This window comes from Phytopseudomonas argentinensis (assembly GCF_900113905.1).
GTDB classification, from domain to species: Bacteria; Pseudomonadota; Gammaproteobacteria; order Pseudomonadales; family Pseudomonadaceae; genus Aquipseudomonas; species Aquipseudomonas argentinensis.
This window is the reverse complement of sequence record NZ_FORC01000002.1, coordinates 670796-686725: the sequence shown is the minus strand read 5'-3', so window position 1 is coordinate 686725 and position 15930 is coordinate 670796. Positions and strand designations below refer to the sequence as shown.

11 protein-coding genes and 1 pseudogene are annotated in these 15930 nt (G+C 64.0%); 9 read left to right on the top strand and 3 right to left on the bottom strand.

The window, feature by feature from the left end:
• Window positions 1–38: 38 nt before the first annotated feature.
• On the bottom strand, window positions 39–1331 hold the full coding sequence (locus tag BM154_RS24560) for a methyl-accepting chemotaxis protein (RefSeq protein WP_074883602.1): 1293 nt from the start codon (window positions 1329–1331) through the stop codon (window positions 39–41).
• Between the two features lie 707 nt (window positions 1332–2038).
• Here BM154_RS24560 and BM154_RS11675 point away from each other — a divergent pair.
• Window positions 2039–4159, top strand: coding sequence for a TonB-dependent siderophore receptor (locus BM154_RS11675; RefSeq protein ID WP_074883599.1), 2121 nt, complete (start codon window positions 2039–2041; stop codon window positions 4157–4159).
• Between the two features lie 122 nt (window positions 4160–4281).
• On the opposite strand, the gene BM154_RS11670 is transcribed toward BM154_RS11675, so the two are convergent.
• Window positions 4282–5745: an efflux transporter outer membrane subunit gene (locus BM154_RS11670; RefSeq protein ID WP_074883596.1), complete on the bottom strand. Its 1464-nt coding sequence runs from the start codon at window positions 5743–5745 to the stop codon at window positions 4282–4284.
• Between the two features lie 89 nt (window positions 5746–5834).
• Between BM154_RS11670 and BM154_RS11665 the strand changes: the two genes are divergently transcribed.
• The 8 genes and pseudogenes from BM154_RS11665 to BM154_RS24410 all read left to right on the top strand — a co-directional run bounded on the left by BM154_RS11665 (window position 5835) and on the right by BM154_RS24410 (window position 14213).
• Window positions 5835–6449, top strand: coding sequence for a TetR/AcrR family transcriptional regulator (locus BM154_RS11665; protein WP_074883591.1), 615 nt, complete (start codon window positions 5835–5837; stop codon window positions 6447–6449).
• Window positions 6450–6529: 80 nt separating this feature from the next.
• Window positions 6530–7636 carry an efflux RND transporter periplasmic adaptor subunit gene (locus tag BM154_RS11660; RefSeq protein WP_074883588.1) on the top strand — a complete coding sequence of 369 codons (1107 nt, stop codon included), beginning with the start codon at window positions 6530–6532 and terminating at the stop codon, window positions 7634–7636.
• Window positions 7633–10713 carry an efflux RND transporter permease subunit gene (locus tag BM154_RS11655; protein WP_074883583.1) on the top strand — a complete coding sequence of 1027 codons (3081 nt, stop codon included), beginning with the start codon at window positions 7633–7635 and terminating at the stop codon, window positions 10711–10713. Before BM154_RS11660 ends, BM154_RS11655 begins: the two co-directional genes overlap by 4 nt.
• 53 nt (window positions 10714–10766) lie before the next feature.
• Window positions 10767–12056 (top strand): beta-ketoacyl-ACP synthase II, encoded by a 1290-nt coding sequence (gene fabF / locus BM154_RS11650; protein WP_074883580.1) that lies wholly within the window; start codon window positions 10767–10769, stop codon window positions 12054–12056.
• A gap of 463 nt (window positions 12057–12519) precedes the next feature.
• Window positions 12520–12762 carry a hypothetical protein gene (locus BM154_RS11645; RefSeq protein WP_074883577.1) on the top strand — a complete coding sequence of 81 codons (243 nt, stop codon included), beginning with the start codon at window positions 12520–12522 and terminating at the stop codon, window positions 12760–12762.
• A gap of 72 nt (window positions 12763–12834) precedes the next feature.
• Window positions 12835–13055, top strand: a pseudogene (locus BM154_RS24295) (LasR-specific antiactivator QslA).
• 108 nt (window positions 13056–13163) lie between these two features.
• Window positions 13164–13628: a hypothetical protein gene (locus BM154_RS24415; RefSeq protein ID WP_244157140.1), complete on the top strand. Its 465-nt coding sequence runs from the start codon at window positions 13164–13166 to the stop codon at window positions 13626–13628.
• Between the two features lie 42 nt (window positions 13629–13670).
• The gene (locus BM154_RS24410) at window positions 13671–14213 is read left to right on the top strand and encodes a hypothetical protein (RefSeq protein ID WP_244157138.1); all 543 of its coding nucleotides are present in this window, start codon (window positions 13671–13673) and stop codon (window positions 14211–14213) included.
• Window positions 14214–14440: 227 nt separating this feature from the next.
• Here BM154_RS24410 and BM154_RS11630 read toward each other — a convergent pair whose 3' ends face one another.
• Complete coding sequence (locus BM154_RS11630) at window positions 14441–15655, bottom strand: aldose 1-epimerase family protein (RefSeq protein ID WP_074883574.1); 1215 nt, start codon at window positions 15653–15655, stop codon at window positions 14441–14443.
• Window positions 15656–15930: the final 275 nt, after the last annotated feature.

Below are 15930 nucleotides of genomic sequence, written 5' to 3'. Positions count from 1 at the left end.
GCCAGCCTGCCGTCAACCCAGGCGTGAACGCGTACCGTTTAGCTACGCATCATCTCGGCGGCCTGCTCGGTGGCTTCCGTCGTCCGGGTCGCCAGCTTGCGTACCTCATCGGCCACCACCGCAAAACCTCTGCCTGCCTCCCCGGCGCGGGCCGCCTCGATCGCCGCGTTCAGCGCCAACAGGTTGGTCTGGCTGGCGATGCTCTGGATGGTGCCGACGATCTGGGTGAGCTTGGCGATGTTGGCTTCCAGGGTGCGCTGGTGAGCCGCCTCGGTCTCGCGCATGGCGTTCTGCTGGTGTTGCAGATCAACGTCCACCAGTGCACCGACCACTCGCAGCGGCGCGCCCGAGGCGTCGCGCTTGGTCTGGCCCCGCGCCCGGAACCAGCGGTATTCACCGCTCTTCATCTTCAAGCGATACTCGATATCGAAGGGCGTCTTGCCGGTACGGTCGTTCAGGTGCGCCTGGAACGCCTCGAGGCTGTAGGCCTTGTCTTCGTGGTGCAGGCGCGATGCCCAACTGTCCAGTACATCGGGGAATTCCTCGACCGTCTCGAAACCCAGCAGGCGACGGAACTGCGGCGACCACCAGAAGGGGTTTTTCGGGTTGACCGGATCGCCTGCGATCACTTCCATGTCCCAGAGGCCGTCCGAGAGCATCTCCCGGGCCAGCTCGAAACGGGTGATGATCACATCGTGCTCCTGCTCACGCTGCAGCTCATCGTGGATATCGCGCAGCGCCCCGGCGACCCGCAGCGGTACGCCACGGCCATCGCGCAGGGTTTCGCCCTGGGCGAAGAACCAGCGGTAGCTGCCGTCCTTCATGGCCAGGCGATTCCTGACCCGGTAAGGGGTCATGCCGGACTTGTCGTTCAGGTGGCGGGCGAAGGCATCCAGGGTTGCGGCCTTGTCTTCGGGGTGCAGGCGGTCGGCCCAGCTGGCCAGCACGTTGGGAAAGTCCTGCTCATTGCGAAAGCCGAGCATCTCCCTGAACTGCTGTGACCACCAGAAGCGGTTGCGCGGGTTGACCGGGTCGCCGGCGATCACTTCCATATCCCAGAGGCCTTCACTGGAGGCGCGGTTGACCAGATCGAAACGGGTTTCCGAGGCGCGGGCGCTGGCGTCGGCTTCAGCCAGCATGAGCCGCGCGGCTTCCAGCTCGCGCTCGAGTTCGGCGATGCGCGCGTCGTCGCGCACGGCCTTCTGTTCGCGTGAGGTCCATTCACGCTGCACCTCTGCCCAGTTGGCAGTGCCCTGGGCAGAGATCGGAAGCGAAGCGGTCAGTTGCTTGAGAGCCTGGAGCTCACCACGCGGACGAAAGAGATGAAGCATGGTTCGGTACTCAGAAGAATGCGAGAAATGCCGAATCCATGGCGAACGGTGTGCTTTCAGCAGGCTGGCCACTCGGGGGAGTCGTCAGCGCTGGGTAGGACTGGGGTAGCACAAGAAAGGTTGCGCCTTTTTTGCCATCATTATGATATCGGCATCTGCAACCGGCGCCTACGACCTATGGTCTGCTCACACCGCTGCCTGGCGCATGCGAAGAACCTAAGCACGACGCTGCGCTCTGCGTCGGGGGCGCCGCCCCTTTCCCACCACCTTGTTGCGGCGTTGGGGGACGCGCGCTCACCTCTGCGCCTGTTCGCTAGCAGGGCAAGCCCTGCGCCTTCTGCCAACCTTAGGAGTAAGAGCATGGAGCTTTATAAGGCGCTTGGACGGTCGCTGCTGGCGCTGGGAACCAAGCTCGGCGCACGCATCGATTGGTGCTCGCCTCTTATTGCCGGACTGCCGCTACGGACTTGGTCATCACCGCAGCGCTCCACCCATGTTGCGCATTCTCCGGTGGTGACAGCGAGCTGCAATCGAGCAGGCGCCTGATCACCGCGCACCACAATCAATAGTTGCATCGATGATTTTTTCCACGCTCCCGACTGAGCAGACTCAGTGCCCAGGCTAAAGACACAAACTGTTACATTTATCGATCGTTACATAATAACGTTACTATTAATCTTTGCGCCCCTTTCTCTGGCGCCCTGTCGATGAACCAGCCTCCCTACCGCCTCCTGGCCTTTACCGCTCTGGCAACTCTGACTGCAGAGACCTGGGCCGAAACCTCAACCCGCACCCTGCCGGCTACCAAGGTCAGCGGGTCTGTCGAAGAACGCGCCAGCTACAAGGCCGAAGCGCTGACGGTAGGCACCAAGAGCGCCCTGGCGCCGATCGACATTCCGCAGTCGGTCAGCGCCATTACCCGCACGCGCATGGATGATCAGAACCTCACCACCATTGGCGAAGTGCTCAACGAAGTGACCGGGGTATCGGTGGTGCCGTGGGACTCCATCACCCAGCAGTACTATTCTCGCGGCTACAGCCTGGACATGGCCTACGACGGCGTACCGGTGTATGGCGGCAGCTCGGGAATCCAGGAATACGACATGGCCATCTACGAGCGCGTGGAAGTACTGCGCGGGCCGGCCGCCTTGTTCATGGGCTCCGGCAGCGGTGGTGGGCTGGTCAACATGGTGCGTAAACGCGGGCTGTACGAGCCAGGCGTGTCGCTGACCACCTCGGTCGGCTCCTGGAATAACCATCGGGTCATGGTCGACGCCGGCGCACCGCTGGATGCAGACGGCCGCCTGCGCAGCCGCGTGGTCGCTGCCTGGCAGGAGCAGGATTACTTCTGGGATGTGAGCCACAAGGACAAGTGGCTCGGCTACGCCACGCTCGACTACCAGCTCACCCCGGACACCGTGGTGTCATTGACCGGCAGCCACCAGGAAGACCATATGGACTCGCCGAGCATGGGCCTGCCGGCCTATACCGACGGCCGCTTTCTCGACGTGCCGCGCTCGACCCACGTGTACCCCGAGTGGGCACGCTTCGCCTACGAAACCACGGAAATTGCCCTGGATCTCGAGCACGCCTTCGCCAACGGCTGGCAGCTCAAGAGCAAGCTGATCAACCGTACCCAGGACAAATTCTGGAAGGATGCCTTTCCCGCACCGGGAGCAGGCGCGGGCGTCGATCCGGACAGCGGCATGATCGCCCGCTACAACCGCCGCAAGAACGACGGCGACACCGAGCGCAACGCCTTCGACCTGTACCTCACTGGTCCCTTCTCCGCGCTGGGCCGAAACCACCACGCCACCCTGGGCTACAACCAGGATCGCCAGGCGAACCAGTCGCGCAGCGTCAATGCGGCGCCCTTCTTTGGGGTGCCGATAAACGATCCAGACGTCGTTCCGGAACCCGACTTCGTGTTTACCAATGGCGCCGAAAACGAGACCACCCAGCGGGGTATCTACGGGCAGTTGCGCCTGTCCCTGACCGACCCACTGACGGTGGTGCTCGGCGGGCGCAGCAGCGACTTCGAATACCGCAGCCGTAGCGTCGCGCCCTCCACCCCGAGCGCCTGGAACGCCTCGCGCAAGGAAACCGGCGAGTTCACGCCCTATGGCGCGGTGATCTACGCCTTCACCGACAATCTCAACGGCTACGTCAGCTACTCGGACATATTCATTCCCCAGGCACAGCAAACGGTCGGCGGCACCAGCCTGGAACCGAGAATCGGCGCGCAATGGGAAACCGGCTTGAAGGCGTCGTTTCTCGACGGCGCGGTGGACGCCTCCGTTGCGCTGTTCCGCACCAAGGACACGAACCGGGCCATGAGCGACCTGAACAACCCAGGCTTCTTCGTTTCGGCTGGCGAGGTGCAAGTGGAAGGCTGGGAAATGGAAATCAGCGGCAAGCCCAGCGACAGCCTCAACCTCTCGATCGGCTACAGCTACCTGACCAGCCAGTACCTCGAGGACCGCTTCCTGCCCGGCGAAAAGTTCTCGCTCTACGAGCCACGCCACTCCCTGAAAACCTACGCCAAATATCGCCTGCTGGACGGCGGCCTCAAGGGCCTGTTCGTGGGGGGCGGCCTGCATGTCAGCAGCGGCACCGATGGCAGCAGCGACACCCCGCTACGCAGCCAGGGCGGTTATGCCCTGGCCAGTGCCCAGGTCGGTTATGAATTCAGTAGCAAGACCTCGGTGGCCCTGATGGGCAATAACCTCTTCGACCGCCATTACTACGCACGGGTCGGCAACTTCAATACTTACAACACCTATGGCGAACCGCGAAGTTTCGCGCTGGTGATGCGTACGGCGTTGTAGGGCGTGCGGGGGATCAAGGGGGTGGCTTGGTGTGGGTGCGCGGGGGCCAGCGCACCTCTGGCGCTGCCTTGCACGGAAGACTAGCTATTGGCTGCTATCGGCCAAAAGCGGACTCCAAGTATTCACCTTTCAACAGCGCGGTCACGTGCCAGTTGTTCGGAATTCCAGCCTCCTCCTAGAGCACGGTATGCTGCGATGCCTGCACGTGAGGATTCGATCTGGGCTTGGGCCCTAGCGTCCCTCGCGCGCAACAGGGTCTGGTCGGCGTTGAGCACGTCGATGAGGCTGGCGGCGCCGTTCTGATACGCGGTAAAGGACGACTGGCGGGCGCTTGCCAGGGAGGTTTCACCGGCCGTCAGTGTATCCGTCTGGGTCTCGCTGTTGACCAGTGCCGAGAAGGCATTCTCCACATCCTCACTGGCGCGCAGTACCGACTCACGGTAAGCCGCGAGGGCCTCGGCTTCCTGGCCCTTGGCTCCATCGATCTGGGCATTGATGCGCACGAAGTCGAACAGCCGCCAGCGCAGTCCCAGCACACCCGCCGATTGCGCGGCCCCAGCGTTGAACAGGTTGCCGCTTTGCGTGGTGGCACTGCCGAGTAGGGCGCTGAGTGAGAACTTCGGGTAATACTCGCTGATCGCCTCGCCGATGCGCGCATTGGCGGCGACCAGTCGGCGCTCAGCGGCGATCAAGTCCGGCCGGCGGCGCAGCAGGTCGGCGGGCGTGCCCGTCGCCGCGAGCTGCGGCGCACGTGGAATGGCCCGTGGGTGAGCGAGTTCGGCACGGTGGGTGCCCGGCGCGCTGCCGAGCATCACATCCATCACATTCATGGCTGCATCGAGGCCCGTCTGCAAGACCGGCACGCTGGCCCTGACTTGCGCGAGCTCGCCTTCGGTCTGTTGCACTTGGTAGTCGGCGGCCAGGCCGCGCTCGTTCAGCAGGCGAACCTTCTCCAGCAATGCCTGCTGGGTGTCGACCTGTCGCTCGGCAATCGCCAGGCGCGTCTGCAGGCCGCGGATGCTGGTATAGATGTCGGCAGTCTGCGCGGCGATCGCCAGCCGCGTGGCGACGACGCCGGCTTCTGACGCCTGGTACTCCGCCAGGGCGGCGTCCTTGCCACGGCCCAGGCCGCCAAATACATCCAGCTCCCAGCTCGCTTCGAGGTTTGCCTCGTAGCTATTACCATAGCGGTCGTAGCCGGGCGTGGCGTCCAGCACCCGGCCCAGGGGCGTTTCCACCGACTGATAAGCACGTGCAGCCTGGCCGTTGATTGCCCCGGAGGGAAGCAGCGCTGCATCGGCAGCGCCCAGGCCTGCGCGGGCTTGCAGAACGCGGGCCCGGGCCTGTGCGATGTCGAGGTTCTGCGCCAGGGCCTCGTCGACCAGTGCGCTCAACTGGACGTCGCCGAAGCCCTCCCACCAGCGGGCGAAACTGGCGGGTGTCGGCGCAACTCGCTGCTCTACGGCGGCCTGACCCTGGTAACGGTCGGCCAGAAGTGCGTCCGGGCGATGGTAATCCGGGCCGACAGCGCACCCCGCCGCCAGGCTGGTGCTGATCACGAGTGCAAGGGTGCGCATGGCTGGCATGGGAATCTCTTAGGCAAATGTGGTTTGTGACTATATTATATATTGGTCACTTGCTGTCAATCAGCTCACCGTGGAGTTAAGCTTTAGGCATGAACGAAGATATGAACAACTCGACCACACGTGGGCCGCAGGATCACGAGATCCGCGACCAGATCATCAACGCTGCGACCCAACATTTCGGCCACTACGGCTATGAGAAAACCACGGTTTCGGATCTTGCCAAGGCGATCGGTTTCTCCAAGGCCTACATCTACAAATTCTTCGATTCCAAGCAGGCGATCGGTGGGGTGATCTGCACCAATCGCCTGGCCATGATCATGGGCATCGTCGAAGCGGCGATGGCCGACGCGCCAAGTGCTTCTGAGAAGCTGAGGCGCCTGTTTCGCTCGATTTCAGAGGCTGGCAGCGATCTGTTCTTTCACGACCGCAAGCTCTACGACATCGCGGCGGTGGCCTCGCGCGACCAGTGGCCTTCGGTCAAGGCGCACGAGCTGCGCATTCGCGAGCTGATCCAGCAGATTCTCCTCGAGGGCCGTGAAGCGGGCGAATTCGAGCGCAAGACGCCGCTGGACGAAACCACCAATGCGATCTTTCTGATCCTGCGGCCCTACGTTAATTCCGCCCAGTTGCAGTACAACCTGGACGACGCCGCCGAGGCCGCCGCGCACCTGCCGGCGCTTATTTTGCGTAGCCTGGCTCCGTAGTTATGTCTGGTGACCATTGACAATATCGGTCACTAGTTTGAAAATGAGGTTCCTTATTTGCTCTCGAGTGATGGAACCCCATGCGCCTCATGCCCGCCGTATTTGCCGTTTGCCTGCTGCCTCTCGTATTGGTGGCGTGCGGCGACTCGTCTGCCCAGAAAGACCCCCGCAACAAGCCCCCGCTGGTTCGCGGGGCAGCGGTCGAACAGGCAGCCGGGGCCGCCCGTTCCTTCACTGGGGTGGTGGTCGCACGCACCCAGAGCGACCTTGGCTTTCGTGTGTCAGGCAAAGTGCTCGAGCGCTTGGTCGATACCGGCGAAACAGTCAGGCGTGGCCAGCCGTTGATGCGCCTCGACCCCGTCGACCTGCAGCTGCATGCGCGGGCGCAGCAGGAGGCCGTCGCGTCTGCCCGGGCGCGGGCCAAGCAGACGGCTGACGATGAGGTGCGTTACCGCGGGTTGGTCGCTGCCGGGGCGGTGTCGGCCTCGACCTACGATCAGATCAAGGCCGCCGCCGATTCCGCCAGGGCGCAGCTCAGCGCTGCCCAGGCCCAGGCCGATGTGGCGCGCAATGCCACGAGCTACGCGGCGCTGCTGGCCGACGCCGACGGGGTGGTGATGGACACCTTGGCCGAGCCCGGCCAGGTGGTCAGTGCCGGGCAGCCAGTGGTGCGCCTCGCGCGAGCAGGGCAGCGCGAAGCCATCGTGCACTTGCCCGAAACCCTGCGACCGGCGCCGGGCTCGACCGCCCAGGCTGCGCTGTATGGCAGCAGCGGCGCCTCGGTTGCGGCCAGGCTGCGACTGCTTTCCGAAGCCGCCGATGCCACCACGCGTACCTTTGAAGCCCGCTACGTACTCGACGGCGCGCTGGCCAATGCTCCACTTGGCGCCACCATCACCCTCGATATCGCCGCCGCGAACAGCGCGGCTCAGGTGCTGCAGGTACCCATCGCCGCGCTTTACGATCCGGGCACTGGTACGGGCGTGTGGGTGATTGCTGGCGAGCCGGCGAAAGTCGCCTGGCGCCCCGTTCAGGTAGTCGGTATCGGCGATGAGGCGGCGCGTGTCGCTGGCCAGCTCAATGCCGGCGAGCAGGTGGTGGCCCTCGGTGCCCACCTGCTACGTGATGGCGAGGAAGTGCGGCTTGCCCAGGTCGCTGTGCCTGTAGTCGCCGGGAGCCAGCCATGAGCGACGGGCGTTTCAACCTGTCCGCCCTGGCGGTGCGCGAGCGTTCCATCACGCTGTTTCTCATCCTGCTGATCGCTGTGGCCGGCACCCTGGCGTTCTTCCAGCTGGGCCGCGCGGAGGATCCGCCGTTCACCGTTAAGCAGATGACCGTCATCACCGCCTGGCCGGGCGCTACGGCTCAGGAAATGCAGGATCAGGTTGCCGAACCTCTGGAAAAGCGCATGCAGGAGCTGCGTTGGTACGACCGCAGCGAAACCTACACCCGCGCGGGCCTGGCGTTCACCATGGTGTCGTTGCTCGACAGTACGCCGCCTTCGCAGGTGCAGGAGGAGTTCTACCAAGCCCGCAAGAAGCTGGGTGATGAAGCCAAGACGTTGCCGGCCGGTGTCATCGGGCCAATGATCAACGACGAGTTCTCCGACGTGACTTTCGCGGTCTATGCCCTGAAGGCCAGGGGCGAGCCGCAGCGCCAACTGGTGCGCGATGCCGAGTCACTGCGTCAGCGCCTGCTGCATGTGCCGGGCGTGAAAAAGGTCAACATCATCGGTGAGCAGGCCGAGCGCATTTTCGTGTCCTTTTCCCATGACCGGCTGGCGACGCTGGGCGTGACTGCACAGGACATCTTCGCCGCACTCAACAGCCAGAACGCGCTGACCCCAGCCGGCTCGGTGGAAACCTCCGGCCCGCAAGTGGTGATGCGCCTGGATGGCGCGTTCGACACCCTGGCGAAGATCCGTGACACGCCGATGGCCGTGCAGGGGCGCACCCTGAAACTTGCCGATGTGGCGACCGTGGAGCGTGGCTACGAGGATCCCGCCACCTTTCTGGTGCGCAACGGTGGCGAGCCCGCGCTGCTGCTCGGCGTGGTGATGCGCGATGGCTGGAACGGCCTCGACCTCGGCGCGGCGCTGGATGCGGAAACGGCGAGCATCAATGACGCCATGCCGCTGGGCATGACGCTGGCCAAGGTCACCGACCAGGCGGTCAACATCAGCTCGTCCGTCGATGAGTTCATGGTCAAGTTCTTCGTCGCCCTGCTGGTGGTGATGCTGGTCTGCTTTATCAGCATGGGCTGGCGCGTGGGCGTGGTGGTCGCGGCCGCCGTACCATTGACCCTGGCCATCGTCTTCGTGGTGATGGCGGCAACCGGCAAGAATTTCGACCGCATTACCCTGGGTTCGCTGATCCTCGCCCTGGGCCTGCTGGTGGACGACGCCATCATCGCCATCGAAATGATGGTGGTGAAGATGGAGGAGGGCTACGACCGCTTCAAGGCCTCGGCCTACGCCTGGAGCCACACTGCAGCGCCGATGCTCTCCGGTACGCTGGTCACGGCCATCGGCTTCATGCCCAACGGCTTCGCGCAGTCCACGGCCGGCGAGTACACCAGCAACATGTTCTGGATCGTCGGTATTGCGTTGATCGCCTCCTGGGTTGTGGCCGTGGCGTTCACCCCCTATCTGGGCGTGAAGCTGTTGCCCGACATCAAGCAGGTCGAGGGTGGGCATGCAGCCATCTACGACACGCGTCATTACAACCGCTTCCGCAACCTGCTGGGCCGCGTCATCGCTTACAAATGGCTGGTGGCCGGGGTAGTCGTCGCCGCGTTCGTAGTGGCCATATTGGGCATGGGGCTGGTGAAGAAGCAGTTCTTCCCGACGTCCGACCGCCCGGAAGTGCTGGTCGAGCTGCAGATGCCCTACGGCACGTCCATCGAGCAGACCAACGCCACGGCCATCAAGGTCGAGTCGTGGCTGCGCGAGCAGGAAGAAGCCAAGATCGTCACCGCCTACATCGGCCAGGGCCCGCCACGCTTTTTCCTGGCCATGGCGCCGGAGTTGCCCGACCCTTCGTTTGCCAAGATCGTGGTGCTGACGGACAGTCAGGAGGCCCGTGAAGCGCTCAAGCTGCGCATCCGTGAAGCGGCCTCCGAAGGCCTGGCGCCCGAGGCCAAGGTGCGCGTCACCCAACTGGTGTTCGGCCCGTATTCACCGTACCCGGTGGCCTACCGGGTAATGGGGCCCGATGCCATGCAGCTGCGCGAAATCGCCAGCCGCGTGCAGTCCGTGTTGCAGGCCAGCCCGATGATGCGCACGGTGAACGCCGATTGGGGGCCGCTAGTACCCACGCTGCATTTCTCGCTGGATCAGGATCGTCTGCAGGCCGTTGGCCTGAGCTCCAACGCCGTGGCGCAGCAACTGCAGTTCCTGCTCAGCGGCGTGCCAATTACCTCGGTGCGCGAGGACATCCGCGCCGTGCGGGTGGTCGGTCGCGCGGCGGGGGATATTCGCCTCGACCCGGCGAAGATCGCAGGCTTCACCTTGGTTGGCTCGGCCGGCCAGCGCATTCCGCTGTCCCAGGTCGGCGAAGTGGATGTGCGCATGGAAGACCCGATCCTGCGCCGCCGCGACCGCACGCCGACCATCACCGTGCGCGGCGACATCGCCGAAGGGCTGCAGCCGCCGGACGTGTCCACGGCCGTGTGGAAAGACCTGCAACCGATCATCGAGGCGCTGCCGGCCGGCTACCGGATCGAGATGGCCGGCTCCATCGAGGAGTCCGGCAAGGCCAGCAAGGCGATCGCGCCGTTGCTGCCGATCATGATCGCCCTGACGCTGCTGATCATCATCCTGCAGGTGCGCTCGATCTCGGCCATGGTCATGGTGTTTCTCACCTCACCGCTGGGCCTGATTGGCGTGGTTCCGGTGCTGTTGCTATTCCAGCAGCCGTTCGGCATCAACGCCTTGGTCGGTTTGATCGCGCTGTCGGGGATCCTGATACGCAACACGCTGATCCTGATCGGGCAGATCCACCATAACGAGCGCGAAGGGCTCGACCCCTTCCAGGCCGTGGTCGAGGCCACCGTGCAGCGCGCTCGCCCGGTACTGCTGACCGCACTGGCGGCGATCCTCGCCTTCATTCCGCTCACGCACTCCGTGTTCTGGGGAACCCTGGCCTACACCCTGATCGGCGGCACCTTCGTGGGCACCATCATGACGCTGGTGTTCCTGCCGGCGATGTATGCCATCTGGTTCAGGATCCGCCCGAGCGACGAACCGAAGGACGCACACGCGTAATCCCCGGCAAGCAGTACTGGGCTGCTCGCCACCAACCTGGCTGAGAGGCTGCAATGATCAATTTCCAAAAGCACAAGCGCATCGTGGTAACCGGTGTCGGCCTCGTCGGCCCCCTGGGCTGTGGTACCGAGACGGCGTGGCAGCACTTGCTTGCCGGGCGCTCGGGCATCCGTACGCTGCCGGCAGCCATCAGCGACGGCACCGGGGTGACGGTCGGGGGGCAAGTGCCCTCGCTCGAGGAGGATGGTGTTGCCGGTTATCGACCCGAGCTCGTCATCGCGGCCAAGGAACGCAAGAAGATGGATCGCTTCATCGAATTCGCCCTGGTAGCCGCGCATGAGGCATTGCAGCAAGCGGGCTGGCGGCCTGGCACGGAGGAGGCGCGGCAGCGTACAGCGACGGTCATCGCATCGGGGGTGGGCGGGTTCGGCGCGATCGCCGATGCCGTACGCATTACCGACTCGCGCGGGCCACACCGGCTATCGCCGTTCACCGCGCCGTCGTTTCTCGCCAACATGGCAGCGGGGCACGTGTCGATCAGCCACGGCTTCAAGGGCCCGCTTGGCGCGCCGGTGACGGCTTGTGCGGCAAGTGTTCAGGCGATTGGCGATGCGGCTCGGCTGATTAGAAGCGGCGAGGCCGATATCGCCATCTGTGGTGGTACCGAGGCGGCTATCGATCGCGTCACCCTGGGCTGCTTCGCGGCTGCCCGCGCGCTGTCGACCGGCTTTGCCGGGCGGCCGCAGGAGGCGTCGCGCCCCTTCGACCGTGACCGCGACGGGTTCGTCATGGCCGAAGGTGCCGGGATGCTGGTGATCGAGTCACTCGAACATGCGCAGGTGCGCGGCGCAATGCCGCTGGCCGAGCTGGTGGGCTATGGCACCAGCGCCGATGCCTATCACCTTACCGCTGGCCCCGAAGATGGCAGCGGGGCGCGCCGCGCCATGCAACAGGCGCTACAGCAGGCAGGCCTGAAACCTGAAGAGGTGCAGCACATCAACGCCCATGCAACCTCAACCCAGGTTGGCGACAAGGGTGAGCTGGCAGCCATTCAGGCGCTGTTCGGCGCCCATGCAGGCGTCGCGATCAGCTCGACCAAATCCGCCACGGGCCATTTGCTGGGAGCCGCCGGCGGCCTCGAGGCGATCTTCACAGTGCTGGCGTTGCGTGACCAGATCGCGCCGCCGACCCTGAACCTCAACAACCGGGACGAAGCTGCGGCGGGGCTCGACCTGGTCGCGCTGAACGCCCGCCCGACGCCGATCACCCATGCGCTCTCCAATGGCTTCGGCTTTGGTGGGGTAAATGCCAGCGTGCTGTTTCGCCGCTGGGAAGGGGCGTGATGAAGGAGCAGCCCGGAACCGCGGCGAGTGGCGGCGTGGTGTCTCGGCGACTGACTGCATCTGGCCGAAAGCAGCTATCCACAAAGCCTCTGCTACCCGAACTTGCCTCCTCTGTCCCCCCACGCTAAAGTCCCCCCGTCACGGTAAATCCCGTGACCGGGTGTGGTAACCCGTGGGAATCAAGGCGCGAAGCGCCATTGCTCTGAAATAGCAGGCGTTTTTTTATGCCTGCCGTTTTCGTGCATCTATGGCGGGCCGTGTGAGGCGGGCTTCGGCCCGGCCGGTTCCCTTGGTTCCCGGTTTACCACCCTTGCACGGTCCGCCTCCATTCGTGTGGTAACGAGTGGGCGCGGCTCCTTAAGCGAACCAAGGAGCATAAGGAAAATGCACTATCCCCCTTTTACCCAAGGGCACCGCCCTGGGCTGCACGTCGTCTTGTCCGCTTCCATTCTGGAGGTGCTGCATGAGCCGATCTGAATCCGTCGTTATCCCCTTCCCTACACCGGCAAACCCACTGCTCAGCCATGTGGCCAATGATTATTCGGTGCTGGCCGCCGCCGAGTACCGGGCTGCGCTGCTGGCCAAGTTGCTCAGGCATATGCCGGAGCAGGAGCTGGCGGATATAAGCAACGCGATGCTCAGCGAACTGGTGGTGCTGTATCGCCAGGCCATCAACCAGGCGCAAGGGAGGGCCGGGCATGAGTGAACGCCAACAACACTTCGCCTACCTGCCGGCGCATGACGGGCACGGGGCGGCCACCTTCGGCTTGAGCGAGAACTGCCAAGCGGCTTCACCCATGGCGCCCAACAGGCCCAGGCCTGGCTGGACGACAGCAGCAGCGGCTGGCTATGGACGGGCTGCTGCTGGAGCGCCAGGAGTTACCGGCCGGTGCGCAGCGCCATGCCTTCGAGCTGGGCTTTCTCAGCCGTATTCACCAACGCCTGTGCTCGCCCCTGGGTGGTGGGCACCTGGCCAGGCGAACGGAGCTGCAGCTGTAAGCCGGCAAGCGGTGGGCTGTGATAGATAGCCCACCGCTTGGCGCTCGCTCGGGTATCGGCGCCGCCATCCAAGCGCTAGAGTGAGGCAGCTCTTTTCGCGAGGTGGATATGCCGCGTAACGTTCCGGGGCGCCGATGCGCCAGGCACAAGCCAGGCCACTGCAAAGGGGTACTGCTGGCCCTCTCGCTGTTGGCAACGGCCTTATATGGCGGGCTCTGCAGCGCCAATCCCTATGTACTGCACCTGGGCCAGGACGCGCCCTATAACTTTCTCGCCTATGCCAATGCCGATATGACGGGCGCCAGCCAGGCCTCTCGGGCCGTGGTGCTGGTGCATGGTGTGCGGCGCAATGCCGACGATTACTTTGAAACGGGCTTGCGGTTGTTGAGCAAGGCCGGCCTCGATGGCCACGATAACCTGCTGCTGTCGCTCAACTTTCTCACCGCCGAGGATCGCCGCACCGCGAAGGACATGCCCCTGTGGGCACGGGACAAATGGATGCATGGCACGGCCTCGGAGCAAGGCCGGTCGGGCATCGAGGCGTTCGCGGTGCTGGATGATGTGCTGGCGTAACTGGCGGATCGCAAGCGCTTTCCGGCGCTGGAGGAGGTGGTATTGATCGGCCATTCGGCCGGCGGCCAGCTGATGCAGCGTTACGCCGTACTGGGCCAGGGTGATGCACACCTGGCGAGCCAGGGCATTGCGGTGCGCTACGTGATTTCCAGCCCGTCTTCGTACGTGTATCTCGACGGCAACCGCGTGCAGGCGGGCACTGTCGGACCTGTCTCTGCTGCCGACTGCCCGGACTACAACCGCTACCGCTACGGCCTGGAGGCCGCACCGCCTTACCTGTCGCGCCAACACCTGAGCGCCGAGCAGCTATTTCGCCGCTACGCCGCGCGCGACGTGACCTTCATAGTCGGCGAGCACGACGACAACCCCGAGCACCGTGTGCTTGATCGTTCCTGCGCCGCCGCCCTGCAAGGCCCCAATCGGTTGCAACGCCAGCTCAACTACCTGCGCTACGAGGCCTTTCTCTCGCGACAGTGGGGCGTGGCCGTCCATCACCCGCAGATCACCGTCGCCGGTGTGGGCCACGATGCGGCCAGGCTGCTCACGCGGGGTGTCGTCGTCGAGGGGTTGTTTCCCAGGCATTAGCGCGTAGGGCGAACCGGAACGCCGGCCCTGTTACAAGCACGCCGGCCATGGCTTAGCAGCCGCCTCGCCTTCTGGCCGCCCTGCTCACCGGGCAGTGACCGAATGGCTGCAGGCAGCCCGTCGACAGCTCAAGGTCGCTTGCTGGCGGTCCTTGAACAAGCCGACGGGATCAGACGCGAACGCTTGGCCGAGGGCTGCACTATCGGTCGACAATGCTCCAGCCGGTGTCACTCCTTGGTCAGGTCAACCAATGGTGTCTGCCGCACCTCGGTCTCCCGCCCATCCTGAATATCGCTCACCTGCTTCAAGGCCTTGTCCACCGCCGCCTTATCCGCCAACAGGCTGTAGCTTATGCGGAACTGCTTGTGCTCCTTTGGCCCGATTGTCGGTACCAGGTTCAGCGGCCGCTGATAACGGCGGTTGTAGGAAAAACTCGTCCCCGGCTCCAGCCCCGTGACGTAGCCCTGGCCTTGGGTATCGGTGTTTTTCCATAGCGAAAACACGGGCAGTGTCTGGGTATTGAAGCCGACCGAAACGCCCAGGCTGCCGGCCTTGTTATGCAATACGGTCAAGGTATCGCCCTTGGTATCGGCATAGGGCACCACGTTGTAGACGGTTTCGTCGTAGTCCCTGGTCGGTGCGCGGTAGGTTTGCCAGTCGGGCAGATCGCCCTTGGCCTTGTCGTTGAACGGTGACACCTGCTTGACCGGCGCGGCGAAACGAGCGCCCTGCTCCAGGAACGGGGTGCTGAAGTTGCTGTGATACAGCGCCTGGTATTCCTTGGAATAGTCGCCGTTGTTGGTCAGGGTGTCGTTGAGCGTGAACGCGACGCTGCCGGGTTCGGTGACCAGTTCGGTCGCGACCGAGAAGTCGACCTTCTTGAACGCCTGCTCTTTCAGCTCGCCGCGCAGGGTGATGGCGTAGGGTGGTTTTTCATCGATATGCAGGGTGACTTTGCTCGCCGGAATGTTGGCGGCTCGACCGTGCAGGGTCAGCAGTTCGCCGTTGTCCACGCCGGGGTGGCCGACCCATTCGTATCCGCAGCGGGTGACCAGTTCATTGAACCCTTCCAACCAGCCCAAGCCACCGCGGCCATTGAGTTCGATGAAGGCCGGGTTGACCACTTCCTTGACCGGAGAATCCCAGCCCATGCGCACATCGCCGACCGAGGCCTGCAAGACGTTCATTCCGCGAGTCGGCACCACCGAAAGCTTCATCGTGCCGTTATCGATGTCGACGATGCTGACGCCCTCCTGCCGCCCGCCGTGCAAGGTGCGCAGGGTAACGCTGAAGGGTTTGTCGGTTTTTATGCCGAGTTGCTGGCTGGTGATCTGCCAGCTCTGGGCGGCCTTGTCGGTGTCGAGTAGAACGTAATCCCAGGCCATGGCGTGGGAGGCGGCGGACAATGCGCTGAGGGCAACGAAGAATTTGAGCGGAGTCATGGCGGCGGCCTTTCTTGAAGTTGTGGCTTTTTTATAAACGTGATGAAACGTTTCAGCAAGCTAAAAAGTCGTCCTCCTCCGAGTAGGTTGGCAGCGAGCGCAGATCACACGCGATAACGTCGCCAACGGCTCTGGCTGCCATCCACAACAAGTTCCTATCGGCCAAAGGCAGCGGGTATGCCGGAGGGTGGCCCGGAACTCCAGCCGCTCGTAGCGCCAGCGAACAGACCGCCGAACCAGGCAAAGGCGCTTCGCGACCGGAACCCCGCCCGGTA

Coding starts and splice junctions, on each gene's coding strand:
- BM154_RS24560 (WP_074883602.1), bottom strand. CDS start 1,331: ATGCTTCATCTCTTTCGTCCGCGTGGTGAGCTCCAGGCTCTCAAGCAA.
- BM154_RS11675 (WP_074883599.1), top strand. CDS start 2,039: ATGAACCAGCCTCCCTACCGCCTCCTGGCCTTTACCGCTCTGGCAACT.
- BM154_RS11670 (WP_074883596.1), bottom strand. CDS start 5,745: ATGCCAGCCATGCGCACCCTTGCACTCGTGATCAGCACCAGCCTGGCG.
- BM154_RS11665 (WP_074883591.1), top strand. CDS start 5,835: ATGAACGAAGATATGAACAACTCGACCACACGTGGGCCGCAGGATCAC.
- BM154_RS11660 (WP_074883588.1), top strand. CDS start 6,530: ATGCGCCTCATGCCCGCCGTATTTGCCGTTTGCCTGCTGCCTCTCGTA.
- BM154_RS11655 (WP_074883583.1), top strand. CDS start 7,633: ATGAGCGACGGGCGTTTCAACCTGTCCGCCCTGGCGGTGCGCGAGCGT.
- fabF (WP_074883580.1), top strand. CDS start 10,767: ATGATCAATTTCCAAAAGCACAAGCGCATCGTGGTAACCGGTGTCGGC.
- BM154_RS11645 (WP_074883577.1), top strand. CDS start 12,520: ATGAGCCGATCTGAATCCGTCGTTATCCCCTTCCCTACACCGGCAAAC.
- BM154_RS24415 (WP_244157140.1), top strand. CDS start 13,164: ATGCCGCGTAACGTTCCGGGGCGCCGATGCGCCAGGCACAAGCCAGGC.
- BM154_RS11630 (WP_074883574.1), bottom strand. CDS start 15,655: ATGACTCCGCTCAAATTCTTCGTTGCCCTCAGCGCATTGTCCGCCGCC.